This is a genomic window from Caballeronia sp. dw_276, from assembly GCF_018449635.1.
GTDB lineage: Bacteria > Pseudomonadota > Gammaproteobacteria > Burkholderiales > Burkholderiaceae > Caballeronia.
Window position 1 is genome coordinate 289693 of record NZ_JAAVUV010000005.1, and the last position, 26930, is coordinate 316622.

Here is a 26930-nt window from a genome sequence, read left to right on the forward strand (position 1 = left end):
TTCTCAAGGCTGGGAGCGTTAGCTGTTGTTTCGAGTGGCTGCTGCGAATGGGTGGACCGGGGAGAAACCCGTTCGCAGCGAAACCGGATGACGCTACCAAAGCGCTCGCGTCATGCACAGGAAGGACTACCTACGCGCACTGCGCGTTGACGGTCAGGAGACTTTGCGCTGGGGACATTCAGCGTATCCGTAACGCGAGGACCACTAATATGAATATCAAACTACTCGTTTCACTGCTGGCTGGCGCAACCTTCACAGCATCGTTGACCGGTTGCGCAATTGCACCGGGACCGTATCTCGACACCGATCGGCTCGACCAGACACCGGCGCCCGACAGCGTCGCCCAGGCGAACGTGAAGTATCGCGTGACGCCTATCGATGTCAGCTACTTCGAGACTCATCCGCAGATCAGCGACGAATCGATCGCAAGCGTCTGCCCGCTCACCTGCCTGACCAAAGACACGCGCAAGCTCTATGCGTATCACATTGGCGTGAACGACCAGATCAGCATCACCGTCTGGGATCATCCTGAGTTCAGCTCGAGCGGCATTGCCGCAAGTACAGGTGGTGCCGGCGTACCGCCGCTCCCGGCTGGAACTGCAGGCAACACAGGCGCACCGGTGAATGCATCGGCTGGCGCGACCGGTCCGGAAGCAGGCGGCGTGACCGTTCGCGTCGCCAACGACGGCACCATCTTCTTCCCGCGCGTCGGCCGCGTGCAGGCTCTTGGCAAGACGCCGCAGCAGCTGCAGGCGACGCTTACGCAGGGTTTGTCGAAGACCATTCGCAATCCGCAGCTCGACGTGCGCGTGTCCGGCTTCTACAGCAAGCAGGTGCAAGTCACCGGCGACCTGAAGACGCCTTCATCCATGCCGATCACCGACGTGCCGCTGTCCGTTATCGATGCGATCAACCGCTCGGGCGGTGCAAACGCCAACGCCGATCTGCAGAACGTCGGCATCACGCGTGACGGCAAGCGCTATCCAGTCGATGTCGCAGCCCTCCTCGATCGCGGCGATATCCAGCAGAACGTGCTGCTGCAGGACGACGACATCATCGATGTGCCGGATCGTACAAAGAGCCGCGTGTTCGTGCTCGGTGAGCTCTCGAAGCCGCAGACCATCCCGATGAATCGCGGCCGCCTCACGCTCGCCGATGCCCTGGCGAACGCCAACAGTATCGACCCGCGATCGGCCGACCCGCGTCAGATCTACGTGATCCGCGCCCCGGAACAATCGAAGGGCGGCATGATCAAGACCGCGGCGCTGACCACGGCCAACGGCAGCACCATGCCCGGCGCACGTCCGCTCGACCTCAGCGTGTACAAGCTCGACATGACGCAAGTCGATGCGCTGATGCTGATGACGCAGTTCGAACTGCATCCGCGTGACGTGATCTACGTGCAAGTTGCGAGCGCAGCCCGCTTCAACCGCGTGCTCGAGCAAATCTCGCCGACGATCCAGACGCTGTTCTATACCATCCAAACGACCCGCTAAACACGTGTCACGTGTTACGCCTGGAGTGCGACATGAGTACTTATGAAATGCTGGAGCATTCGCCCGCGCAAGCCAAGGACGACGAGTTCGTCTTGCGCGACCTCGTGCGGATGATCACGGACCAGATCTGGTGGGTGCTGGGCATTGCGCTCGGCATCTTGCTGGCTGCCGTGCTGTACGCGAAGATGTCGACGCCGATTTATTCCGCCGATGCCCTCGTGCAAGTCGACACGCCGAACACGGGTTCGTCGAGCACCAACCAGGGTTCGCTCTCCGCGGCGCTGGCGCCGACTGGCGGATCGCTGCATGCGGACTCCGAGATCGAGATCATCAAAAGCCGCGCGGTGATCGAACCTGTTGTCGATCAGTTCAACCTGAACTTCGGCACGGCGTCCAACGTCATGCCGTTTATCGGACGCATTACGCCGTTGTTCGCACGCCGGGGACATCCACTGCCCGCCATGTTTGGACTCGATGCCTATGCGTGGGGTGGCGAAGAGTTCAAGGTGGACTCGATCACCGTGCCGGCAGCGATGCAAGACCAGCGCCTAACGCTGCGTGCGTTGGGTGAAGGCCGATACGCATTGCTCGATGCCGAAAATCACGAACTGCTCCAGGGCCTCGCCGGCAACATGGCGAAGGGTAATGGCATTACCTTGCTCGTAAGCCAGCTCGTAGCGCGCCCCGGCACCGAGTTCTACGTTACGCGTGCTTCGCAACTCGAAGCCGTGCAAGCGTTCGGTTCCGGCATGCAGGTTGGCGAGAAGGGTAAGGACACGGGCATCATTCAGATCTCGTACAGCGGTTCGCAGCCCCTTTACATCACGCAGGTCGCGAACGCGATCGCCGCTTCATACCTGAAGCAGCGTACAGAACGTGCGCAGGAAGAAGCGAACCGCATGCTCACTTTCCTGAACAACGAACTGCCGCGAGTGCGCGACGAATTGCATGCGAGCGAAACCGCATTGGCGCAGTACCAGACGGCCGCCGGTTCGTTCCAGCCGACGCAGGAAGCGCAGACGTATCTGTCGGGCGGACTCGACTATGAACGTCAGATCGCCGCACTGCGCATGCAACGCGTTCAGTTGCTGCAACGCTTTACAGAAGGCGCCGACGAAGTCCGTGCAGTCGATGCACAACTGGCGGCGCTGAACGTCGAGAAATCGCGCTTCGATAACCAGTTCAAGACGCTGCCAGGTTCAGAGCGTCAGGCTGTATCGCTGCAACGCGAAGCCAAGGTCAACTCGGAGATCTACGTTGCGCTGCTGAACAAGACGCAAGAACTCTCGATCAGCCGTGCGGGAACGGTGGGCAATGTGCATATCATCGATATGGCGCTTGTGCCCTCGCAACCCGTGAAGCCTAAAGCTGCCCTGATCATTGCTGCGGGTGGTTTGCTTGGCGTGATTGCGGGTGTGGTGTTTGCCTTCGTGCGTCGCTCGTTCTTCGCCGGTGTCGATGATCCGGAACTCGTTGAACGCCGTTTCAATTTGCCTATCTTCGGCGCGATTCCCTTCAGTACGGAACAGGCGAGGTTGGATCGTGTGCGTCTTGACCGTCCGATGGCACTGCCGTCGTCTTCAGCCAAGGGTGGCATGAAGCGCCTCGGCACGCAGACCGTCGGTGATTCGATGGGACCCACGCTCGGGCTTTCCACCAAGACGCCTGTCGCGATGGCGCTTCAGAACGCCACGGTGCTGCCGGCGGCCAACAGCGGCAAACAGCCTTTGCTTTCCACGACGCATCCATTCGATACATCGATTGAAGGTCTTCGCGGACTTCGCGCCACGCTGCAATTTGCATTGGTCGATGCACCCAATCGCGTGATTGCGATCACGAGCCCGGCGCCTGGGGATGGCAAGAGCTTCCTCGCGGCGAACCTTGCAGCGTTGCTCGCCGAGTCTGGCAAGCGCGTACTGCTGATCGATGCCGATTTGCGTCGCGGACGTCTTGCTCACTATCTTGGGAAGTCATCGAATGGTGGTCTTACCGAACTGCTTACCGGGCAGACCGACTTCGAGATGGCGGCGCGCGAGACCGGTGTGAATGGGCTGCACTTCATTGGTTCGGGCGCGCATCCGCCGAATCCGTCGGAGATCCTGACCTCGAGCCGGTTTGCTTCGTTGCTGCAGGCTTTTGAGAAGCAATTCGATCTCGTCATTGTGGATACGCCGCCGTTGCTGGCTGTGCCGGATGCTGCGGTGATTGCTAGCCTGGCTGGATCAACGGTGCTCGTCATGCGTTCGGGCGCTCATTCGGAGAAGAATATCGCCGATGCGCTGAAGAAGCTCAAGCGTGCGCGGGCCCGGATTGTTGGTGGCGTGTTGAATGCGATGCCGGCGAAAAGCGGCGGGCGTAAGGGGACTTATGACTATGCTTACGCTTATACGTATTCGAGCGATCCGGCTGCGGTTGATGTGAAGCATTAAGAGTTGGGCGGAAGGCCCGCCAATAGCCCAGGTGCCCGCGAAAGCGGGCATTTTTTTTGGGTTTTGGAATGCCGGCGCTTAGGGCTTGGGCGATGCTGGGTTGTTGCTGCTTAGGCTTTTGCGCGTTCTGTCTTAGCTGTTCTCTTTAGCACTGTTAGCCACTGTCCGTGGCGGGACTTCATTTCTTTGTCCAACGGCGACAAAGAAACGAAGCAAAGAAAACGCCTCTCAACCGCTAATTCTTAAGTGTCCCCAGCGTGCAGTGACAACGGTTTGGTACCCCAAAAGCACGCTCAGCGAATAACGCCGGACAGTTGAACCCCTCCCCCTCCGAACACGGATACCCACACGCTTCGCCACCAGTGTGGGAGTCCGTTAACACGGAAACCTGGCCTACGCATAACAATGGAATAGCCCATACGGATTCAAAGCATTTTGAATCCGAGACTTCTTCACCGGTACGACCGACCTCTCGGTTTGGGCGCTAGCGCGCGCAGCGGGGAAGCCTGGTTAACGGAATCCCACACTGGTGGCGAAGCGTGTGGGTTGCCTTTGACGGAGGGGGAGGGTTTCAACAGGACGAGGTTATGCGCCGAGCGTGCTTTTGGGGTACCAAATCGTTGTCACTGCACGCTGTGGACACTTAAGAATTAGCGGTTGAGAGGCGTTTTCTTTGCTTCGTTTCTTTGTCGCCGTTGGACAAAGAAATGAAGTGCCGCCACGCATAGTGGCTAACAGTGCTAAAGAGAACAGCTAAGACAGAACGCGCGAAGACCTAAAAAGCAGGACCCCACGCCTCCCCCAAAAAACTGACAAACGAAAAAAAGCCCACGCTATTGAAGCGCAGGCAACGGTGCCACTTACCTTATCAAAAGAACAACGGCCTAAGCGTGGCCCAACCGCACCCGTACCCCTAAGCCGCTTTAACAAACGCCGGTGCGGCCATCGCCGATACATCCCTGTCGGAAGTCGGATCAGCCTTCGCCATCGTGTTCAACACTTCAACTATGAACTTGCGACGAAAATCCGCAGCGCTAAAGCGCTCTGCATTCTTCCGGCATGCCTGCGCCGAAAACGCATGTGGCGAATCCTCGAACCGATCCACTGCATCGCACAGGGCCCCAGCCGTCTGCTCAGAAAAATGAATCCCCGTCGCCCCCGGCATGCCAAGCGGCACGACCGACTCCAACGCACCACCCTTGCCAAACGCAATCACGGGCGTACCACAAGCCTGCGCTTCCACAATGGCAATGCCGAAGTCTTCTTCAGCCGCATAGACGAATGCCTTTGCGCGCTGCATATGATCCTTTAAAACATCGAACGTCTGATAACCAAGAATGCTCACGTTCGGCGTCGCCTTTGCCCGCACCAAATCCATCTGCGGACCGTCGCCTATCACAACGAGCTTGCGCTCCGGCATCGACGCAAACGCTTCAACAATCATATCGATGCGCTTGTAAGGCACCATGCGCGAAGCCGTCAAATAAAAATCGCCCTTCTCGCTACCAACCTCAAAAGCCTGCACGTCGACCGGCGGCGCAATGACCGCTGACTCACGTCGATAACTTTTCATGACCCGGCGCGCGACAAACTGCGAGTTGGCAATGATCCGGTCAACGCCGTTAGCCGAGCGCGCATCCCAATTGCGCAAGTAATGCAGCAACATGCGCGCGACCCACGAACGCGGTCCGCGCTCAAGGCGCGCTTCACGCAAGTATTGATGCTGCAAATCCCACGCGTATCGAATCGGCGAATGCACATAGCTCACATGCGTCTGATCAGGACCAACCAATACGCCCTTGGCCACCGCGTGCGAGCTTGAAAGAATGAGATCGTAACTCGACAAATCAAATTGTTCGATAGCAAGCGGCATTAACGGCAAATACCCGCGATATTTTTTTTCAGCATGCGGAAGCCGCTGGATAAACGATGTCTTGACCGGCTTGTTATGAACGATCGAGCGGTCTTTGAGAAAGTCCACGAGGCTGAAGATGTCCGCCTGCGGAAAGCACGCAATCATCTGCTCAAGCACCTTCTCCGCGCCGCCCGACACCACCAGCCAGTCGTGAACAATAGCCACTTTCATGATGAAACCCGTATGCCGCAGCCCATTGCTGCCGATGAACCGAGTTTAAAGAGAGTCCTTTTATGGTTTCGTGCGCACGCCCACACACTACAAGCATCGCATTGCGAATAATGAGTGCTGTGTTCATGTTGTCTTCACGCTATTCATTTACCCATGGCCGCGGGGTTAATCGGCCTCGGGTTTGCTCAATGCTCATACCTGTCACCGATGCCCACAGAAACCGCAGCCAGCTTATCGATTCCGGCCAACACGCTGCTGCGTGATCAGGGCGTGGTGCCCGCGGCCGGCGCACGTGACGGGAGCACACTGCGCGCAGACGCACCCGCACCTTCGCAAGTTCAGGGCGAACCCAGGATTCTTTTCATCGATCAAAGTGGTCAGCTCGGCGGCGCTGAAATTTGCCTGCTGCCGCTTGCCGTTCGATGCTCCCAGCAAAGCGAAGTACTTCTTCTCTCCGACGGTCCTTTTCGTGACCGTCTTCATGCCGAAGGGGTGAAGGTATCGGTCGAGTCCGACGCGCGCATTCAGGGCATCAAGAAAGACCGCATGAAGTTCGGGGCGCTTGCCGCCCTGCCCGGCATCTGGCGTCAGGTGCGCATGATCGCCGAGCGCGCAAAACCGTTCGATATGGTGTTCCTCAATACGCAGAAGGCGCTGATCCTCGGCGCGTTCGGCCGCGCGCTGCACGGCAAGCCGACGGTCTGGCATGTCCATGACATCGTTTCCCGTGAACATTTTGGCCGCCTGCATTTAACGCTGATCAAATGGGCCGTGAAGGTCGGCGTCGATCATGTCGTTGCAAACTCACGCGCGTCCGCAGATGCGTTGATCGAACTCACGGGCTTGCCGCGCAGCGCCGTGCCCGTCGTTCATAACGGCGTCGACATGACGCGCTTCGGTGACGACGCGGATCGGGCGAGCGCGGTCATCGAGCATCGGCGGGAAGCGTTGGGACTTCCCCGCAATGCATTTCTCGTCGGATTGTTTGGCCGCTTCACGCACTGGAAAGGCCAGCACGTTGCACTCGATGCAATTGCTCGCGTGCCTGACGCGCATCTGGTTCTTGTCGGCGACGCGCTTTTTGGCGAGACCGCCTACGCGCAAAGTCTGCGAACACAAGCCGAGACGCTCGGCATCGCCGATCGCGTGCACTTCGCCGGTTTCCAGCACGACGTCGCAGCGTGGATGAAGGCCATGGACGTGATCGTTCATGCGTCGATACAACCCGAGCCCTTCGGCCTCGTAATCATAGAAGCAATGGCCGCCGGCAAGCCCGTGATCGCGTCCAATGGCGGTGCGGTGCCGGAGATCGTGAGGCATGGCGAGAACGGCATGATCATTGAACCTGGCGATGCGTCGAAGCTGGCCGTTGCCATCAACACGTTGAAGCGCGAGCCTGAAATCGCCAAACGTATCGCCGCGCAAGGTCACGCGGATGCGGGCCAACACTTCTCGATCGACCGATATTTGCAACAGATGACACGCGTGCTGTTTGACATCGCAGCGCTTGCGCACAGGAGCGGCGTGCCTGAAACAACGGGCGTTATCGAAAATACAGCGGCTAGCGAAGCCAGGTTAACCAGATAGTTAAGACGGAAGACACAAGGAAAAATGGCCCGGCATGAATACATGCCGGGCCATTTTCATGATCAGTCGATAAGCGCTTTATCGAGCGCTGAAGTTGCCGGGCACGCCCAGCTTGATTTCGTACATTGCGGCGAGCATCGCCAGATAGGCGCGTTCGCTTTCCGCTTCCTTCTGCGTCATTCCCCTGCAGGTTTGTCCGCCCATGATCACGCCCAGGCACAACGCATAGTTGCCCGCGAACGCGGTAGGCGACGGCTCCATGCTTCTAAGGCGGATATAGGACGCGTCGAGTGTCTTGCGAAGATTGTTGTGCATCGCTTCATTCCCGTAATTGTTAAGACCTTATTGCCGCGCCCACGCGAGAAGTGAAATCCAACTGCAAAGGATGCCAACGCATACACGACGTTCGCGCTCACTCAAATTGACGGGCTTGGAGCAGCGGCTCCAGCGACGTACCTAGTTTGAATGAATGCCCATGCGTCACGCATCGGATTGATCTGACTATGGATGTAGTTTAGCGAAACAGATTATTGAACGTTGCGGGGACAAAAAAACGCGCGGCAAGCTTTTGAGGCTTTCCGCGCGTCTTCAGGCAGCTTTCCTTGCATTCAACCGCGCATCAACGCGCGATGTAATCGATCCGTTCAACACCATTCGGCGTTCCCAACAAGCAGACGTTTGCACCGCGCGCCGCGAAAAGACCCACCGTGACCACGCCCGCCCAGCCATTGACCATCGCTTCGAGCGCAATCGGGTCGGTGATCTTCAGCGCCTTCACGTCGATGATTTCATTGCCGTTATCCGTAATGAACGGCGAGCCGTCCTTATCCACACGCAGCACCGGCACGCCGCCCAGTGCAATCACGCGACGCCCGATCGCAGTACGCGCCATCGGCACGACTTCGATGGGCAGCGGAAAATTGCCGAGCACGTCGACGCGTTTGCTGGCGTCGGCAATACACACAAACACGTCCGCCACCGACGCCACGATCTTCTCGCGCGTCAGCGCCCCGCCGCCGCCCTTGATCATGGCGCCGTGGGCATCGATTTCATCGGCGCCGTCTACATACACGGGCAACGATTCGATTTCGTTCAATTCGAGCACCTGGAAGCCGTGCGCTTCGAGCCGCGCGGTGGTTGCAAGCGAGCTCGATACCGCCCCGCGATACCGCGACTTCGTGCTCGCGATGGCATCGATAAAACAGTTTGCCGTCGTGCCCGTGCCGACTCCGATCACCGCGCCTTCGGGCACGTTGGCGTGGACGTAGGCGGCCGCTTCGGCGGCAACCAGTTGCTTCAATTCATCTTGGGTCATGGCAGGGTGACAGCTCGATAAGGGATAAACCTGAATTCTAGACGCTCAGACGTGCATCAAGAAGCCGAGCGGATTATGCGTGCGCGCCACCGACGCAATAAACGCGAACACGATGATCGCCAGCACGCCGAATACCGCGCGCGCGCCTTTCGTGCGGCCGCGTTTCAGTGCAAACGTCCCGAGCACGATATACACGACCAATCCCGCGATCTTCGCCGAAAGCCACGCGGCGTTCGGCCCAAACCCAATGATCCCGACGAGCGTGATGGCGCTGAGCAGCAACAGCGTATCCACGATATGCGGCACCACTTTCACCGCGCGCTTTTGCAGCATCGGCGAGTCGCGCAGCATCCAGATCCATCGTATGAAGAAGCCGAGAATGCTGAGCGCCGCGCACGTCATGTGCACCGAGCGTAGCGGCAGGAAAAGTTCTGACATGGGCGTAATGAGCCTTTAAGGAAGGTATTTGTCGAGCAAGGCGGCGGCGATGGCGTCCGTTTCCGCATCGGGATCGCCGGCGTAATTGGCGGGACGGAAGTGCATCTGGAACGCAGCGATCACCTTGCGTGTCTTTTCGTCGAGCACGCCGTCGGTTGCGACTTCGTAGCCGTATCGATGAAGCTTGTCCTGCAACGCGGCGACGTCGGCCATGGACTTCGGATCGCGTCCAGCGAGATGTTGAGCGACAGTTGCGTCGTCGGGCCATGCGCCTATGCCGTTGGCGTAAAGCGTGCGCCAAGGGAAAGCCGGTCCCGGATCGATCTTGCGTTGCGGCGCGATATCGCTGTGACCTACGACGCGCGTGGGCGGAATCTTGTAGCGCGTCACGATGTCCTTCGCGAGCTTCACGATTGCATCGACCTGAGCCGGCGGATAGGGCGCCCAAGTGCGGCCCTGGGGAGTATCGATGGGACCGACGTTCACGTTCTCAATACCAATGGACGCCGCGTTCAGCTCTGTCGTGCCTTGCCACTCGCTTTTGCCCGCATGCCAAGCGCGCTCGGTTTCGGGCACGAGCTGATACACCACGGGCTCGCCATTTTCGATGCGCGGCGCATCCGGCACGACGTAATGAACACTAACGTCGTCACCGGTCAGCACCGCGAGCGAACGCGCTTCGCCACTTTGCGTGTAGTGCATCACGAGAAACCGCACGCGCGAATCGACGCTGGGCGCGTGATATCGCGTATCGGCAATGTATGCGCCGCGATCAATCTGAGTGGTGGAACAGGCGGCCAGCAGCGCGAATAACACACCGCCCGCAACTGCGCGCATTCTAAGCGTTGCGTACCAATTCACCTGCGTCAAAGCAAGGAGCTCATCACGGCAGATATGCAGCATCATACGACTGCCCTCAAAAAGCGCCTTAAGCTCCCTAAGCAACAACTAGCGCAGCATGCTTTCCGCAACCCGTTACTCCAGGAAGAAGCGATAGTGAAAATCGTCGATATCGGGAGCATCGTGCCGTTGAAAAAACTCCCACTCCCGTCTGCGGGCAGCTTTCCTCAATGGCGAATTCAAGTCGTATATCCGAATTGTCTCGACAACCCTCTCGCGGTCAAGCTGCCCACCTTCGGGGGCGGGCTCAAGCTCCCCGTTCCGATAATTGCAGATGAAGTACTTCGCAAACGTATAAAGGTCCTCATCCGGTTTAAGCAGCCGATCATCGAAGTGCTCGCCCTTATTCTGCTGGCACTTATCACAGCACGGAAATAGGTTCGTCCAAGTATAAGCAAGTTCGGGAAACGTGCTCTTGGGACGAAAATGTTCGACCGTTGCGCGGCTTTCCAGATTAACGGGACCATCACAAAACGCGCAGTGGTCTCTGGTCATTCTGAAAAGGTCGTCGCGCATCGAAGCGTAGCATTTGCTGCCGCGCCATGTGAAGCGAGCCGCAGGCATTTCACGACGACGTGCCAGATAAACCTCGGTCCACTGTGCAGCGTTGATTGATAAACAACGTGGCGAATCTGGCCTAACAAGCTTACGCAAGCCGCACCTCGACTCCCGCACGTTTGGCCGCCTGGCGAAGTTCTGCTTCCACAATTGCTCGAACTTCTTCGCCCTTTTCAGCTAACTCCTGTGCGCTTCCAAGAAGTGGAATTGCATTTTTGCTATTTAAGAACGCGTCGCGTTCGGCGTAAAACCGGTCAAACAACGCTTCAGTTTCCACATCAAATTCTTGGTCAATACCAAACACCTCATCCAAAATCAAACGATAGCTTTTCCCTGCCCCAGATGGAATCGGTTTAATCAATCGCCCCACCTGTCTGCCTTTTTCAGGCAAGCGGTACACCCACGCATCATCGACGGAAGCGACGACGAACGGAGAGTGAGTGGACACGAAAATCTGTGCATTCGGCAACATCTTTTGAATCGCTGGAAGGATCCGCCTCTGCCATGCGGGATGCAGGTGAACATCAATCTCATCCAAGAAGAGAGAAATGTTTTGCTCAAACATATCCCGCTCGATGGCCCAAGGCACTGATTCGAGTCGGATGGTTAGATCTGCAACCCAGGAAATAATCGACTTAAGTCCGTCAGGTAACGTATCAAAGGGTACTGTAAATCCATTTACCGACGCAATGACTGCCAAGGGTGACCGTTGCAAACGGAAATCAATATCTAGATCACATACGTCCTTGATCAAGCCAGTCAATTTGCCGAGCGTTCGATCGTAAGACGCCGCAATGGTTTCTTCACCGTCTGATCGGGCTAAAGCCGCCTGAGTGCGGTTATTTGCTATCCACTGAACCAAGACTTGGGGGCGAACTGTGGCGCTAAACGATAGTGCATCTTCAAAAGGTGAATTCGAGATTTGCTGAATCGCTCCCACACTCATCCCTCTCAGCGTCCTTTGGCCAGAATAGGCAAATGCAGCGAAGTTTACTTTCTCCACTTGAAGTGATGCTAGCGGGAGATACGTTGTTTGGAAATTTTTAAACGACCCTAGCGACATCGGCTGATCGGGACTACCAAATTGTGTTGGCTGTGCCCACAGAGGAAGCGCGAAGTAAGTGCCGCTACCTGGGTCTTTTATCCAAGCATGTGCCGTACCAAACTCAGTCTCAATAAGTGGTCCTACTTGACTAAACGAAGCACCAAATTGTCCGTAGCAGCCTTCGATCGAGAATGCGACGGAGCTAATGGACGACCGATATCGCTGCTTGATGAGCGATTCACCGTTGTAAGGCTTATCGAATATTTCAGCCAATGCATACAACAAGGTGCTCTTTCCGCATCCATTGGGGCCAGTAAAAAGATGTACTTCGGCCCGGGTTTTCGACTCCGTCGAAGCGCTAACAGGAAAATCAATTCGAACATCATCGAAGACGCCAACTTCTTTTAGCGCGACGGCCGTGAGTCGAAATTCTTGCATTTTGATCTCGTATCTTTGCAATCGAATTCGCGTGCCTGCATAGTAGCGACGCGGGATCGGACGTGTTCTCTAGAACAAACTGTGACGCTCCGTTACCAAGCCACTGCGCCACAGACACTTACTTCTTCACCGACCGCTGACGCACGGCTTCGAACAGACAGATCCCGCTCGCCACCGATACATTCAAACTTTCGACGCTGCCGGCCATCGGGATCTTCATGATCTCGTCGCAGGTTTCGCCGGTCAGGCGGCGCATGCCCTCGCCTTCCGCGCCGACCACGATTGCCACGGGACCGTCGAGCTTCGTCTCGTAGACGCTCGCCGTGGCGTCGCCCGACGTGCCGATCACCCACACGCCCGCATCTTTCAACTCGCGCAACGCACGCGCCAGATTCGTCACCGTGATGTACGGCACGGTTTCGGCCGCGCCGCTTGCAACCTTCGCGGCCGTTGCGTTCAACCCAGCCGAACGATCGCGCGGCGCGATCACGGCATGGGCGCCGGCGGCATCGGCGACACGCAGACAGGCGCCGAGATTATGCGGGTCGGTCACGCCATCGAGCACGAGCAGCAACGGCGTGCCACTCACGCCGTCGAGCAGTTCCGCCAGGTTCTGCGCCAACGGCATGTCGGACGCGCGCGCAACCACGCCCTGATGTCCCACGTTGCCGGACAGGCCCCAAAGGCGCGCTTCATCGGCGGCGATCAGGCGAATGCCCGCTTCCTTCGCGGTGCGCAGGAAATCCGTCATGCGCCGGTCCTTGCGGGTCGGATCGTAGAGGATCTCTTCGATCGTCGATGCATCCGCGCGAACCCGTGCGGTCACCGCGTGAAAACCATACAAAACTTTAAGACGTGACATGACTGGACCAGACCGTATTCAAACAAAACAAAATGGAAACGCGGCCCGGATGCATCGTGCATCGGGCCGCGCGTTTCAAACTGAGGCGTCACTGGATGAAACCCGCGCCGCCTCAGCACTTCTTTTAGCGCTTCTTGCGCGGCGGATGGCTTTTTGCCGCCGGCTTCGTGACAGCGCCGCGCTTCTTCGCCACCGCCATATCCTTGGCGATGGTCGGCGGCAACGCAGCAGCCGCCGCCTTGCCCGCAGCTTGCGCGGCAGCCTTCTTGCCGCCGCGATCGCGCCGACGGCTGTTCACGCTACTGCCTTCGTCGGCGGGCAATGAGCGCACACGCGGACCGGCGCCATTGATGCCCGCATGCTCAACGGCAGCAGCCGGCGCCGTTGAACGGCCGGGCGGCTTGACGGGGGTATCGCGCACCAGACGGAAGTCGATCTTGCGCGAATCCAGATCAACGCGGCTGACCTGCACACGCACGCGATCCGACATGCGGTAGCGAATGCCCGTGCGTTCGCCGCGCAATTCGTTCTTGATCTCGTCGTACTGGAAGTAATCTGCGCCGAGCTCCGTGATATGCACCAGCCCTTCGATAAACAACGAATCCAGCTGTACGAAAATCCCGAACGTAGTCACGCCGTTCACCATGCCGCCGTACTCTTCGCCGAGCTTGTCGCGCATGAAATAGCACTTGAGCCAGGCTTCCACATCACGCGAGGCTTCGTCGGCACGTCGTTCATTCGATGAACAATGCAGCCCGAGTTCTTCCCAGATCGCGACGTTGTTGCGCTGACGGCTGCGCGATTCATCGTCGGACTTCTGCATGGCGCGCGCGGCTTTCGTCAAACCGGTGCTGAGCGTGACGTCGTGACCGACTTCAGGCTGATACTTCTTGCCCTGCAAGATGGCGTAGATCGCGCGATGCGTGAGCAAGTCGGGGTATCGGCGAATCGGGCTCGTGAAGTGCGCATACGCTTCGTATGCAAGTCCAAAGTGACCGATATTGTCCGGGCTGTACACGGCTTGCTGCATGGAACGCAGCACCATGCTTTGCAGCATTTGCGCATCCGGCCTGTCGCGAACCATTGCCATGAGGGCCGCGTAATCGCTTGCGTGCGGCTTCTCGCCACCGCCCAGCGACAACCCCACGCCACGCAAGAACGCGCGCAAGTTTTCAAGCTTCTCAGGCGTAGGCCCGGCATGCACGCGATACAAACCCGGGTGCTTATTGCGCTTCAGGAAGTCGGCGGCGCATACATTCGCGGCCAGCATGCACTCCTCGATCAACCGATGCGCATCATTGCGATGACGCGGCACGATCTGTTCGATCTTGCCTTGCGCATTACATACGATGTACGTCTCGGTTGTATCGAAGTCGATTGCGCCGCGCTTCTGACGCGCCGCATGCAGCGACTTGTACACGCCATAAAGGTTTTGCAATTGCGGCAAGAGGTCAGCCCGCTTTGCAGCTTCCGGCCCCTTCGTGTTGGTCAGGACGGAAGCCACTTCCGTGTACGTCAACCGCGCCGCCGAATGCATCACGGCCGGATAAAACTGATACGCCTTGATCTCGCCGCGCGCGGTGATCACCATGTCGCAGACGAGCACGCAACGGTCCACTTGCGGATTTAGCGAACACAAACCGTTGGACAACTTCTCCGGCAGCATTGGAATCACGCGGCGCGGGAAATATACCGACGTGCTGCGATCGAGCGCGTCGACATCAAGCGCTTCATTCGGGCGCACGTAATGCGAGACGTCGGCGATTGCAACCAGCAGGCGAAAACCTGTGCCGCGCCCAACGGTCATTGGTTCACAGTACACGGCGTCGTCGAAGTCGCGCGCGTCTTCACCGTCGATGGTGACGAGCGGCACATCGCGCAAATCCACGCGGTGCCGAATGTCAGCAGGGCGCACTTCGTCGGGCAGCTTCGATGCCTGTTCCAGCGCGCGATCGCTGAATTCATGCGGGACGCCGTATTTGCGCACCGCGATCTCGATCTCCATACCCGGATCGTCGATATCGCCAATCACCTCGACCACGCGCCCAAGCGGCTGCGAGTGACGGCTCGGGAAATCGGTGAGATCCACCGAAACCACCTGCCCCACTTTCGCTTTCTTCGGGTTCTGCGTGATCAGAATGTCGTGACCGATACGCTTGTCTTCGGGCACGAGAATCAGCGCACCGTTCTCGCTGATCAACCTGCCGATGATGCGTTTATTCGCGCGATCCGTGACTTCGACAATATGGCCTTCCGGACGCCCGCGCCGGTCATACCCGACGATGCGCGCGAGCACACGGTCGTTGTGCATGACCTTCTGCATTTCGCCGTTGGGCAGGAACAGGTCGTCCTGGCCGTCGTCGCGAATCAGGAAGCCAAAACCGTCGCGATGGCCCTGAACCCGGCCCGCCACGAAATTCGAGGGATGCGTGAGCTGGTAGTAGCCGCGTTTGTCGAGACGGACCTGGCCGTCGCGCTCCATGGCTCCCAATCGCTTGAAAAATCCTTCGCGCTCCTGGCGCTTGATCGACAGAGCTTCAGCGATGTCATTCGCAGCAAGCGGCGCTTCGCTCGTGCGCAACACGCCGAGAATTTCTTCGCGGCTCGGAATCGGATACGGATATTTGTTCAAGGGCTTATCGATGATCTCTTCTCGTCTAACTGAATGTCGCGGTTAATCGGGCAACACGCGGGCAACACGCTCGCGGCTTCCATCCAGACATGCCGGCCGGCGAACAATGGGCCGGCGCGCTGCCGGGACGTTGCGCTTAACGTTGTTCCGGTTCGTTCACGAATAGTCTGCGAATCATTCTAACACCCGCAAACGAGGCCATATCGGCGCTTAAGCCATATGGACAATGGCTCGCAGCCCCGTTTCGCTTTCGGTCTCAAAATGCTTGACAGCGCGACAAGCCCGGCTATAATTGCGTTCTTTGCTGCATACGCACACTGCCCAGGTGGCGGAATTGGTAGACGCACATGGTTCAGGTCCATGCGCCGCAAGGTGTGGAGGTTCGAGTCCTCTCTTGGGCACCAACAAGCTGGATCAAGGCTTCGCGGTCGTAGTAGAAGTTGATGCAACGTAGTTTCTGCTCCGCAAAAGCAGCCTTGGTTCACAAAAAGCCTTCCCTAACCCGGAAGGCTTTTTCGTTTCCGGCGCGGATTTCTTCCGCTCCAGGCACATAACGTCGCCTCACTGAATCAGTCGATACAACTGCCGAAGCGCGTTAATACAAAAACAAAAACTACTCGCACGTCGTTACGATAGTGTCAATTCCTGCTGCTTTGCGCATCCAATTCCGGCCGACTTGTCTTGGTCCGGCCGAGGACCTGTGCCCGGCGGTCAATTTCCCTCGCTACTTTGCGCCGCCATGCCACGCCCGATCTTCGCCGAAATTCACCCGAACGCCGTCAGGCACAATCTCGAACTCGCCAAGCGCCGGGCTGCGGGCGCGCGCATCTGGGCCGTGGTGAAGGCGGACGCCTATGGTCATGGCATCGAACGGATTTATCCGGGGCTGGAAACAGCCGACGGAATCGGCCTGCTCGACCTGAACGAAGCCGTCCGCGTACGCGAACTCGGCTGGGCCAAGCCGATTCTTCTGCTCGAAGGAATTTTCACGGCGGAAGACGTCCAGATTGCCGATCGATACCGGCTGACCGTCGCCGTTCATTGCGATGAACAACTCGCGCTGCTGTCGAGCCACAAGCCGGCGCGGCCCATCGATATTTATCTCAAGATGAACACCGGCATGAACCGCCTGGGTTTCACGCCGGAAGCGTTTCGCGCGGCCTGGGAACGCGCCCGCGAATGCACGAATATCGGCGAGATCACGCTGATGAACCACTTTGCGAATGCAGACGAAGGCGAAGTCGACTGGCAAATGGACCGTTTCGATGCCGCCACCGCCGGCATGCCGGGACAACGCTGTCTTGCAAATTCAGCGGCGGTGCTATGGCATCCGAAGACGCATCGCGACTGGGTGCGCTCGGGGATCGTGTTGTATGGCGCGTCGCCAACAGGCATGGCAAAACATATCGCCGATGTGCCGCTCCAGGCTTCCATGACCTTGCGTAGCGAATTGATCGGCATTCAGACGCTGCAGGAGGGTGAAACCGTCGGGTACGGGCGAACCTTCACCGCGCCTCATACAATGCGCATCGGCGTGGTCGCGTGCGGTTATGCCGACGGATATCCAAGGCACGCGCCAACCGGCACGCCGGTCGCAGTGGACGGTGTCACGACGCGCCTGGTGGGCCGGATATCGATGGATATGCTGACCGTCGACCTGACGCCTGTTCCCGCCGCGCGGGTTGGATCGAGCGTTGAATTGTGGGGCGACCAGATTCGCATAGACGACGTTGCGAGCAGCGCGGGCACCATCGGATATGAGCTGATGTGCGGGCTCGCGCGCCGCGTGCCCGTGGGTATCGTTTAGGGTTTCGAAGCGTGGATGAACGGCTATTTCTCACGCGCCCATTGACAGCGTGGGATGGTTCGCTAAAATAGCATTCTTCGCTGTACCGCTTGGCCCAGGTGGCGGAATTGGTAGACGCACATGGTTCAGGTCCATGCGCCGCAAGGTGTGGAGGTTCGAGTCCTCTCTTGGGCACCAAAGATTCAGGTAGTAAAGAAATATCAAGAAACCCCGTGATGCTTTTGGCTCACGGGGTTTTTTGTTTTTCGTCCGCGCTTGCTCACCTGCCTCTGCACAAATCGTCGGTGTCATATCTTCGCCACGCGACGCGGTTACGGTGCTGCATCACCACAAAAACCCTCCCCACGATGTCGTCGACGTCCGAGCACGGCCGCAAAAAGCACGACGCTGCCTCGGCTTTCAGAGCAGCGCAGGCAAGTGTCCTTTTGAATGCGGTGCTGATGACGGTGCAGATCGCCATCGGATGGATGGCTTTTTCCGACGGCCTGCTCGCCGATGGCGTCCATACCCTCGCCGATCTCGGCGCCGACGGCATGGTGCTGATCGTGCTGCGCCTGAGTACGGCGGCAGCGCAGCGCCGGGCGGGATTCGAATTTGAGGGCTCCGACTGGTACGAAACCGCCGGGTCCCTCTTCATCTCCATCCTGCTGATCGCAACCGGAATGGAAACGCTCTGGACGAGCCTCAGCCACTTGAACGACACGGGCAACGGCCCCTCCGTTCATGCAGCCGCGCTCGTGGTCGCGGTGTTCGTGATCGTCGCCAAGGAAGGCTTGTTCCGATACATCATGAGCGTGGCCAAACGCACGCGCTCGAGCGTTCTCGTTGCGAGCGCCTGGCATGCGCGCTCCGACGCGATATCGGCGTGTGTTGCCGTGCTCGGGATCGCCGGCAGCATGGCCGGCGTGCCGATGTCGGATCGCGTCGCCGCGGCGCTCATCGGCTTGATGATCGCGCGCATGGGCTGGACGCTCGGCTGGAAAACCTTCAAGGATTCTTTCGCGCGAACCGCCGCCGGGACGACCGGAAGATAGGCGTCGGGTTCACGCGCGCCTCAGGCGATCCTGAACACGGCGACCGCCGCTTTCAGGTGACGCGTTTGCTCGTGCAGCGACGTCGCTGCGGCGGCGGCCTGCTCCACCAGCGCAGCGTTCTGCTGAGTCATTTCATCCATCTGGACGACCGCCTGATTCACTTGCTCAATGCCCGTACTCTGTTCAAGCGATGACGCGCTGATCTCCGCCATCATTTGCGTCAAGCGGGATATGGATGTGGATACTTCGCGCATGGCCTGGCCGGCGCGTTCGGCGAGCGCGGAACCATCGTTGACCTGCGAAACCGATTCGCCGATCAGCGCCTTGATCTCTTTCGCCGATTGCGCGCTGCGTTGCGCGAGGCCGCGCACTTCGCTCGCGACAACCGCAAAGCCACGGCCCTGCTCGCCCGCCCGCGCAGCCTCGACCGCTGCGTTCAACGCGAGGATGTTCGTCTGGAACGCGATGCCGTCGATCACCGAAATGATCTCCGCGATCTTGTCCGAACTCTTCGCGATGCTGCTCATCTTTTCCACGACCTGATCGACCACGCCGGTGCCGCGCGATGTCGCCGTCAATGCATCGCCGGCGAGGTTATTGGCATCGCGGGCGTGATCGGCGTTCTGACGCACGGTCGCGGTCAGTTCCTCCATGCTCGATGCCGTTTCTTCCAGCGACGCGGCCTGGTTCTCGGTGCGCGCCGAAAGATCCGCGTTGCCTGTTGCAATCTCATCGGCGCCGAGGTTGATGGAATCGGACGACTCGCGCACGGTCCTCACGGTATGCGCGACGCTTGCCTGCATCGCGGCGAGGCTCGCGAACAAACGGCCGATCTCGTTGCTGCCGCGGTCCGCGATGCGCTCATCGAGCTTGCCCTCGGCGATCTGCTCGAAGTGGTGACCCGCTTCCTCGAGCGGCGCGATCACGCCCCGGCGCAATGCGATGTGAACCAGTACGACGCCTGCGACCAACGCCACGAAAATCGCCAGTCCGACACCGCGGAACAGGTTCAGGCGTGCATCGATGGAATCGAGATACGACTGGCTTGCGGCATCGCTGAAATTGGCGAAAGTCCGTTGTTCGGCGAGGTAGCGATCCTGGAAACCCTGCGTGGGTTGATCGAGGAAAGCCTGGATGTTGTTGCTATCGAGAAACTGGGCAAGCTCGGTCAGCGCACCATGATATGCCTTGAATTTCTCCTGCAACGCGGCGGCGCGCGCCTGGTTTTCGTCGCCGGTTTTCGGTGCGTTGAGGAACGCGCTGAACGATTTGTCGGCGAGTGAGAGTTGTTCGCGTGCGTGCTGGACGATTTCGACCGGCTCCGTGCCGCCGCGAACCATGCGCGTGCCCGCGCGCGACAGGTTGATACGGGCATCCATCAGGCGTTGGGTGGTTTCGTTGACGGAGTTGACCTGTTTGAGCGCGATATCGGAAAGATTGCTGACATCGGCATGAGTGGATGTGAGGGACCAGAAGCCGATGCCTTCGGTCACGACCTGAAACAGGCAGAACACGGCGAGCACGACCAGCAGGCCGGTTGAGACACTTATCTTCTTAAGCATTTTTTTGACGACTCATCAAGACGAGATATTCGATGTTGTCCGCGTGCATCCCGGCCTTCCGATCAATGGACCCCTGAAACGCAGCCGATGAACGCGATTCGTTGCTGCGAGCGCAACGCGATGCATTTTTATGAAGCGTGAAATGCGAAACCAGTTCGCGGGAAAAATTGTCGAGTGATCGGGGGCGGGATAGGAGCGTGCGTAGGGTGACGCCAGTGTTAACGGCGATCCACCGCCATACTTGAGGCACGGCTCGCGTCTCCCGACACAATCTGACAGGCGTTGCAGCTATGCTTTGCGGTCCCACTTCCCTGAAAAATCGAAAACGATGACGGTCACCGAAAACCCCGCGCTCAAGGAAATCTTCAACGAAGCCCGCTTTCGCCTCGCCGCACGAGACGTCAAGGCGGTCTATCCGTCATTCGATACACGCCGCTTCCTGAAACTCGCGCTCGCGGACCTGGAAAGCCTGAGCCTGATGCAGCGGCTCCGCCGCATGACGCACGCGCTCCACGCAACGCTTCCCGAAGATTTCAGCCAGGCGCTCGATGTTCTTCGCGCGCTCGCGCCACGTATGCAGCAGGGATTTTCGACGCTGGTTCTTCCCGATTACGTTGGGCAGTACGGTCAGGACGATTTTGAACTTTCGATGGACGCGCTCAAGTACTTCACGGGATTTGGCTCATCCGAGTTTGCCGTTCGCGAGTTCCTGTGCCGCGATCTGAAGCGAGCACTTGCCATCATGAAGGTCTGGTCGCGCGACGAAAGCGATCACGTACGCCGGCTTGCAAGCGAGGGTTCCCGTCCCCGCCTGCCGTGGTCGTTCCGGCTCGACGCAATCATGGCCGATCCCGCGCTCGCCGCGCCGATACTCGAAAACCTGCGCGCGGACCCGAGCCTTTATGTGCGCAAGTCGGTCGCCAACCATCTCAACGATGTGACCAAGGTTCATCCCGAGTGGGTGCTGGATCGGCTGAAGACGTGGCCCATCGATAATGCGCACACCGCGTGGATCGCGAAACGCGCGTTGCGTTCGCTGATCAAGGAGGGAAACGGCAGCGCGTTGGCGTTGATCGGTGCGGGGGGGGCGCCCGATGTCAGGCTCAGCAAATTTACCGTTTCGCCGTCCCGGGTCGCGCTGGGAGAACGCATCAAGTTGTCATTCGATCTTGCATCGAAAAGTGCTGAAAGCCAGCGCCTCGTAATCGACTACCGGATGCATTACGTAAAAAAGTCCGGCGTGACCGCAGCGAAAGTTTTCAAGCTGAAGGAACTGACGCTCGATGGCGGCCAGCGCGTTTTAATCGAACGCGCGCAGAACATTCGCGACTTCACCACGCGCGTGCATTACGCCGGGCGGCATGACGTGGAGATTCTCGTGAATGGCGTATGCCTGGCGAAGGGTTATTTCGATTTGACTTGTTGAACCTGGATCAGGCCATCGACCAGCGCCCTTTCGGGCCGTTGCAGCGCGTCCAGATCGCGCACGACGATCAAAAGCTGGCGCGGCGCCCATCGATCGGTCAATTCCACCACGCGAACGCCCAGCGTGCCGCGATAACGCCGCGCAGCAGTCACCGGAACGATCGCGATTCCGGCGCCGTGTTCCACCATGCAGCAGATGTTTTCGAAGGTCCTCATGCGCGCACGAAAATAGAAATTCTGCCCCGCGAACAACGCCTGCTCACCGAGATATTCCGAGAGCGCGCTGCCCGCACTCAGGCCGATAAAATCCTCGCCGACCACGTCCCTCAGCGCGACCTTTCGCCGGGCGCTCAGCGCGTGATTGCGAGCGACGATCAGCACGAGCTTGTCGGTCGCGAACGGGAACGCCTGCAACGCGCCATGCTCCACGGCGTCCGCCACGATGCCGATTTCCGCCGACCCGTTGAGCACCGCCTTGACGGTTTCAGCGCTCTGCCGCTCCTTCATGTCGATGTGAACATTCGGATGATCGCGAAGGAATTCAGCGAGCGGGCGAGGCAGGAATTCAGCGACCGCGGCGGTATTCGCCCATAAGCGGATGCGCGTCTTGCGCGCCTGCGAATGTTCGCCGAGTTCGCCCTGCATGCGCTCGATTTGCCCGAGAACCAAACGCGCGTGGTGCGCGAGCGTATCTCCTGCCGGAGTGGTTTCCACGCCGCGCCGTCCGCGCTCGAGCAGCGGCATGCCAAGCGCCTCTTCCATGCCTCGCAGGCGCGCGCTTGCGGATGGCAACGACATGTTCGCCTGCGCCGCACCGTGCGTGATGCTGCCCGTTTCCAGGACGTAGAGAAAGAGGCGTAAATCGATGAGATCGAAGCGCATCGGCTAGATAGGTCGGATGGATCAGCCTTAGTTATACCCTAAGGCAGAGTACATATCATCCGCATTGTGATCCGTGGCGATCGCGGCAGAATGACGTCGATTGATCCCTTCCGGCCAGCCGATGAACTCTCTTGCTGCAGCGCACATCGCAATAGTTTCGTTTACGTTTTTGATCGCTGGCACCGTCAAGGGCGTCACGGGCATGGGCCTGCCGACCGTCGCGATGGGCGTGCTCGGCACGCTGATGTTGCCGGCCCAGGCGGCGTCGTTGTTGATCTTGCCGTCCTTGATCACGAACGTATGGCAGCTCCTTGCAGGACCGGGCGTGGTCGCGCTGGTCAAGCGTTTCTGGTGGATGATGGCCGGGATTGTTGTTGGTACCGTCTTCGCCGCGTCGTTCATTGCAGGAAGCGGCGGAGCCTGGGCAGTGACCGGGTTAGGCGCTGCGCTGACACTCTATGCCGTGTCCGGATTGCTGGCGTGGCGGTTTTCAGTGCCGCCGCAATATGAGCGCCGGCTCTCGCCCTTGATTGGTATCGTCACCGGCTTCATTACCGGCGGGACGGGCGTATTCGTCGTACCCGCGGTGCCCTACCTGCAGGCACTCGGCCTCAAAAAAGAGGAACTGGTCCAGGCGCTCGGCCTATCATTTACGGTATCGACGGTGGCGCTTGCCATAGGTCTCGCGCGCGAAAATGCGTTCGCAATTGGCGACATCAACCGTTCGCTGCTTGCTGTCATTCCTGCGTTGCTTGGCATGTGGATCGGGCAGAGTGTTCGCGAGCGCATCAGTCCTGCAAGCTTTCGCAGATGGTTTTTTATCTGCCTGCTCGCGCTCGGTCTTCAGTTGCTTCTACGGCGATTTTTCTAGCGCTGAGGGACCATTGAATCACGAGGAGATCCGACGCGATGTTGTCTCCACTACTCGAAACACTCGGCGCCCTGGCGATTCTGGCGAGCCTCGCTGTCAATCTTCGTGCGCTGTTCGACCGGCGCCGGTAGCTGCGGCGGCCGCATACGAAGCGCCCTTCCGATCAACACACCTCTGTTCGATACCGCACATACATCCCGGCCTGGCGTGGCAGTCTTTTCAACACCCTGCACACGCAAAGGACGAGCGGCAAATGGATAATGATTTTCGTGCCACCCGTTCGAAGCCCCAGCGAAAACACAGGCTTCGACTATTGCCGATCGTGATCCTGTCGTCCTGCCTGAGTACCGCGCTTTACGCGCAGAAAGCGGCGCCGGCCGCTGCCAGCGGGGCAAGCGCAAAGGGCGCCTATCATAAAAATCTCGACCGAACGGGCAAGACGCGCAAGGGCGCGGCCTCGTACTACGGCCCAAAGTTTTACTCGAAGAAGATGGCCGACGGGACGCCCATGGATCCGCAGTCCAATGTCGCCGCAAGCAAAACCTTGCCGCTCGGCACCAAGGCGCGGGTCACGAACCTTGAAAACGGCAAGACCGAGGAGGTCGAAATCAAGGATCGCGGTCCGTACGTCAAGAATCGAATCGTCGACGTGTCGCCCAAGACCGCGGATAAACTCGGCCTGAAAGAAAACGGCACCGCGCCCGTCGAAGTCAAGCCGGTGGAAGTCCCCCAAGCCGACGGCAGCGTGAAGCCGGGCACGGGCGCCACTGGAAGCCAGTAAGCTTGCGGGATCTTCCGGTTATCGTTGCCAGGGCGCCGCAGAATCCTTCCCCGCTTTCCCATATTTTTGCGAAGCCGCGCGCACAACGGACATCTCGATCTCGCCCTCATCGGCAAGCGCCTTGAGCGCCGCAATCACAATCGACGCACGATCGACCTCGAAGAATTCGCGCAGCGCCTGCCGCGTATCGCTACGGCCGAAACCATCCGTGCCAAGCGCCACGTAACGCCGCGGCACATATGCACGGATCAGTTCGGGCACGGCACGCACGTAATCGGTCGCGGCAATCACCGGACCGCGTGACGCGCCCAGCGCGGTGCTCACGTATGGCGCCGGAGCATCTTCTCCAAGCCGCGCCAGCCGCTCGGCGGCCATTCCATCGCGTTGCAACTCAGTGAAGCTCGTCACGCTCCACACCGCTGCACCGATACCCCAATCCTCGCTCAACATGCGCTGCGCCGCGATCACTTCACCCAGTATCGCGCCCGCGCCGAGCAACTGCACTTGCGCCGATTCATCCGGTTTCGTCTCGAGCGGATACATGCCTTTGAGAATGCCGTCGCGCACGAGTGCGAGATCGCCTCCGGGCACCGATGGCTGCGCGTAGTTCTCGTTCATCGCCGTGATGTAATAGAACACGTCGTGCTGGCGCTCGACCATTTCGCGCATGCCTTCATCGACGATCGCCGCGAGTTCGTACGCAAACGCGGGATCGTAGGCACGGCAATTCGGAATCGTCGATGCCACCAGATGGCTGCTGCCATCCTGATGCTGCAGCCCCTCGCCGCCAAGCGTCGTCTTGCCCGCCGTCGCGCCGATCAGGAAGCCACGCGCGCGCTGATCGGCAGCTGCCCAGATGATGTCGCCGATGCGCTGAAAGCCGAACATGGAGTAGTAGATATAAAACGGCAGCATCGGCAGGTCGTGCACGCTGTAGGAAGTCGCGGCGGCAATCCACGACGACATTGCGCCCGCTTCCGAAATGCCCTCCTCCAGAATCTGCCCCTTCGTGTCCTCGCGGTAATAGAGCATGGAACCGAGGTCTTCCGGCTCGTACAACTGACCCAGCGGCGAATAAATGCCGACCTGCCGGAACATGTTCGCCATGCCGAAGGTACGGGCTTCATCGGCGACGACCGGCACCACGCGCGAACCGATCGACGCGTCTTTCATCAGGCTGCCGAACATTCGCACGATCGCCATGGTGGTCGACATTTCCTTGCCCCCGGCATCGAGCGCAAACTGGCCCCAGCTGGATATGGAAGGCACCACCAGTCCCTTCGACGCAACCCTGCGCCGCCTCGGCAAATAGCCGCCAAGCGATGCACGCCGTGCATGGAGATATTGCATTTCGGGGGTGTTATCGGCGGGCTTGTAGAACTTCACGGCCTCGACGTCCGCGTCAGAGAGCGGCAAACGGAAACGATCGCGGAACGCCTTGAGGTCATCGAAGCCGAGCTTTTTTTGCTGATGCGTCGTCATGCGGCCCTGGCCCGATGTGCCCATGCCGAAGCCCTTCATGGTCTTGGCGAGGATCACCGTCGGCTGGCCCTTGTGCCCAAGCGCCTTCGCATACGCCGCGTGAAGCTTGCGCACGTCGTGGCCGCCGCGGCGCAGGCGGTCGATGTCTTCATCGCTTAAATGCGACGCCAGCGCGGCAAGCTCCGGGTTCTGCCCGAAGAAACGTTCGCGGTTGTAAGCGCCATCGTTTGCGGAAAAGGTCTGGAACTGACCGTCGACGGTATGCGCGAACGCGCGCAACAACGCATTCGTCTGGTCACGAGCAAACAGCGCGTCCCAGTCCGATCCCCACAGCACCTTGATCACGTTCCAGCCCGCGCCAATAAACTGCGCTTCGAGTTCATCGATAATGCGCCCGTTGCTGCGCACGGGACCATCGAGCCGCTGCAGGTTGCAGTTGATCACGAACACGAGGTTATCGAGCTGCTCGCGCGCGGCGAGTGACAATGCGCCGATCGATTCGGGCTCGTCCATTTCTCCATCGCCGAAGAAGCCCCACACCTTCCTGTCCTGCGTTTTGGCGAGACCACGGTTGTGCAGATAGCGCATGAAACGCGCTTGGTAAATCGAGTTGATCGGGCCGATGCCCATGGAACCGGTCGGAAACTGCCAGAAGTCCGGCATGAGCCATGGATGCGGGTACGAACACAATCCGGGCCCCGCAATTTCCTGCCGATAATGCTCGAGATGCTCTTCGCTCAAGAAACCTTCGAGGTAGGCACGCGCATAAACGCCGGGCGATGAATGCGGCTGGAAGTACACGAGATCGCCGCCCGTTCCTTCGCCGGCATCGGGCGCGGCCGCGCGAAAGAAATGGTTGAAGCCGACTTCGAACAGATCCGCCGCTGATGCATAACTCGCGATGTGGCCGCCGAGTTCGCCGTATGCCTTGTTCGCGCGCACGACCATGGCGAGCGCGTTCCAGCGCAGCGCGGCGGCGAGCTTCTCTTCGATCTCCAGATTGCCCGGATAACGCGGCTGCTCGGCGAGCGGGATGCTGTTCGCATAAGGCGTGACCCGTGCGCGCGACGACTCGATCCCCAGCGACAACGCGTGCTCCGCGAGCCGATCATACAAATACTGCGCGCGGTCGCGGCCGACATGTTCCGTGACCGCGTCAAGCGCCTCCAGCCATTCGGCGGTTTCGGCGGGATCGCTATCTTCCCGGCCTTTCGAGATTGAGAGGATATGTTCGGTTCCGCTGGATAAATCGGTCATGGCGAGGCTCCGCGTTCGATAGGGACAAGTCCGCTGCTTATCA

At 59.2% G+C, this 26930-nt stretch carries 20 protein-coding genes and 2 tRNA genes; 10 read left to right on the top strand and 12 right to left on the bottom strand.

The genetic code is table 11. From position 1 onward, the window contains the following. The first annotated feature begins 209 nt into the window (after nt 1–209). Both HB633_RS12660 and HB633_RS12665 read left to right on the top strand, forming a co-directional pair. Nucleotides 210–1496, top strand: a complete 1287-nt coding sequence (locus HB633_RS12660; RefSeq protein WP_213778440.1) for a polysaccharide biosynthesis/export family protein — start codon at nt 210–212, stop codon at nt 1494–1496. 32 nt (nt 1497–1528) lie between these two features. Continuing rightward, a complete protein-coding gene (locus HB633_RS12665; protein ID WP_213778441.1) occupies nt 1529–3925 on the top strand; it encodes a polysaccharide biosynthesis tyrosine autokinase in 2397 nt (798 codons plus the stop codon). A 913-nt stretch (nt 3926–4838) separates the two neighbouring features. Here the strand turns inward: HB633_RS12665 and HB633_RS12670 are convergent. Continuing rightward, complete coding sequence (locus tag HB633_RS12670; protein WP_213778442.1) at nt 4839–6011, bottom strand: glycosyltransferase family 4 protein; 1173 nt, start codon at nt 6009–6011, stop codon at nt 4839–4841. 207 nt (nt 6012–6218) lie between these two features. Between HB633_RS12670 and HB633_RS12675 the strand changes: the two genes are divergently transcribed. Further along, nucleotides 6219–7598: a glycosyltransferase family 4 protein gene (locus HB633_RS12675; RefSeq protein WP_213778443.1), complete on the top strand. Its 1380-nt coding sequence runs from the start codon at nt 6219–6221 to the stop codon at nt 7596–7598. 78 nt (nt 7599–7676) lie between these two features. On the opposite strand, the gene HB633_RS12680 is transcribed toward HB633_RS12675, so the two are convergent. From HB633_RS12680 to rnr, 8 genes are all read right to left on the bottom strand, one after another. Continuing rightward, nucleotides 7677–7913: a hypothetical protein gene (locus HB633_RS12680; RefSeq protein ID WP_213778444.1), complete on the bottom strand. Its 237-nt coding sequence runs from the start codon at nt 7911–7913 to the stop codon at nt 7677–7679. Between the two features lie 304 nt (nt 7914–8217). Then, on the bottom strand, nt 8218–8913 hold the full coding sequence (gene rpiA / locus HB633_RS12685; protein ID WP_213778445.1) for a ribose-5-phosphate isomerase RpiA: 696 nt from the start codon (nt 8911–8913) through the stop codon (nt 8218–8220). A gap of 45 nt (nt 8914–8958) precedes the next feature. After that, the gene (locus HB633_RS12690; RefSeq protein ID WP_213778446.1) at nt 8959–9351 is read right to left on the bottom strand and encodes a SirB2 family protein; all 393 of its coding nucleotides are present in this window, start codon (nt 9349–9351) and stop codon (nt 8959–8961) included. Between the two features lie 15 nt (nt 9352–9366). Continuing rightward, nucleotides 9367–10188: an N-acetylmuramoyl-L-alanine amidase gene (locus HB633_RS12695; RefSeq protein ID WP_213778447.1), complete on the bottom strand. Its 822-nt coding sequence runs from the start codon at nt 10186–10188 to the stop codon at nt 9367–9369. A 138-nt stretch (nt 10189–10326) separates the two neighbouring features. Then, nucleotides 10327–10905 (bottom strand): HNH endonuclease, encoded by a 579-nt coding sequence (locus HB633_RS12700; RefSeq protein WP_213778448.1) that lies wholly within the window; start codon nt 10903–10905, stop codon nt 10327–10329. Then, a complete protein-coding gene (locus tag HB633_RS12705; RefSeq protein WP_213778449.1) occupies nt 10898–12292 on the bottom strand; it encodes an ATP-binding protein in 1395 nt (464 codons plus the stop codon). The genes HB633_RS12700 and HB633_RS12705 overlap by 8 nt, the downstream gene beginning before the upstream one ends. Nucleotides 12293–12410: 118 nt before the next feature. Continuing rightward, nucleotides 12411–13154 carry a 23S rRNA (guanosine(2251)-2'-O)-methyltransferase RlmB gene (gene rlmB / locus HB633_RS12710; protein ID WP_056364043.1) on the bottom strand — a complete coding sequence of 248 codons (744 nt, stop codon included), beginning with the start codon at nt 13152–13154 and terminating at the stop codon, nt 12411–12413. Between the two features lie 124 nt (nt 13155–13278). Next, nucleotides 13279–15786, bottom strand: coding sequence for a ribonuclease R (gene rnr, locus HB633_RS12715; protein WP_213778450.1), 2508 nt, complete (start codon nt 15784–15786; stop codon nt 13279–13281). Nucleotides 15787–16105: 319 nt separating this feature from the next. Here rnr and HB633_RS12720 point away from each other — a divergent pair. From HB633_RS12720 to HB633_RS12735, 4 genes are all read left to right on the top strand, one after another. Further along, nucleotides 16106–16190: transfer RNA gene (locus tag HB633_RS12720), tRNA-Leu, on the top strand. 335 nt (nt 16191–16525) lie between these two features. After that, nucleotides 16526–17593, top strand: coding sequence for an alanine racemase (gene alr, locus HB633_RS12725; RefSeq protein ID WP_213778451.1), 1068 nt, complete (start codon nt 16526–16528; stop codon nt 17591–17593). Nucleotides 17594–17685: 92 nt separating this feature from the next. Then, nucleotides 17686–17770 (top strand) — tRNA-Leu (locus HB633_RS12730). A 170-nt stretch (nt 17771–17940) separates the two neighbouring features. Beyond that, nucleotides 17941–18627 carry a cation diffusion facilitator family transporter gene (locus tag HB633_RS12735; RefSeq protein WP_255580898.1) on the top strand — a complete coding sequence of 229 codons (687 nt, stop codon included), beginning with the start codon at nt 17941–17943 and terminating at the stop codon, nt 18625–18627. Nucleotides 18628–18647: 20 nt separating this feature from the next. Here the strand turns inward: HB633_RS12735 and HB633_RS12740 are convergent, their stop codons facing one another. Next, complete coding sequence (locus HB633_RS12740; protein WP_213778453.1) at nt 18648–20189, bottom strand: methyl-accepting chemotaxis protein; 1542 nt, start codon at nt 20187–20189, stop codon at nt 18648–18650. A 328-nt stretch (nt 20190–20517) separates the two neighbouring features. Between HB633_RS12740 and HB633_RS12745 the strand changes: the two genes are divergently transcribed. Next, complete coding sequence (locus HB633_RS12745) at nt 20518–21615, top strand: DNA alkylation repair protein (RefSeq protein WP_213778454.1); 1098 nt, start codon at nt 20518–20520, stop codon at nt 21613–21615. On the opposite strand, the gene HB633_RS12750 is transcribed toward HB633_RS12745, so the two are convergent. Beyond that, nucleotides 21594–22496, bottom strand: a complete 903-nt coding sequence (locus tag HB633_RS12750; RefSeq protein ID WP_213778455.1) for a LysR substrate-binding domain-containing protein — start codon at nt 22494–22496, stop codon at nt 21594–21596. The two genes, HB633_RS12745 and HB633_RS12750, sit on opposite strands and share 22 nt — an antisense overlap. Before the next feature lie 121 nt (nt 22497–22617). Here HB633_RS12750 and HB633_RS12755 point away from each other — a divergent pair, with 121 nt between their 5' ends. Both HB633_RS12755 and HB633_RS12760 read left to right on the top strand, forming a co-directional pair. Beyond that, nucleotides 22618–23367 carry a sulfite exporter TauE/SafE family protein gene (locus HB633_RS12755; protein ID WP_213778456.1) on the top strand — a complete coding sequence of 250 codons (750 nt, stop codon included), beginning with the start codon at nt 22618–22620 and terminating at the stop codon, nt 23365–23367. Between the two features lie 322 nt (nt 23368–23689). Beyond that, on the top strand, nt 23690–24148 hold the full coding sequence (locus tag HB633_RS12760; protein ID WP_346730310.1) for a septal ring lytic transglycosylase RlpA family protein: 459 nt from the start codon (nt 23690–23692) through the stop codon (nt 24146–24148). Nucleotides 24149–24166: 18 nt separating this feature from the next. On the opposite strand, the gene mdeB is transcribed toward HB633_RS12760, so the two are convergent. After that, on the bottom strand, nt 24167–26887 hold the full coding sequence (gene mdeB / locus HB633_RS12765) for an alpha-ketoglutarate dehydrogenase (RefSeq protein ID WP_213778458.1): 2721 nt from the start codon (nt 26885–26887) through the stop codon (nt 24167–24169). Nucleotides 26888–26930: the final 43 nt, after the last annotated feature.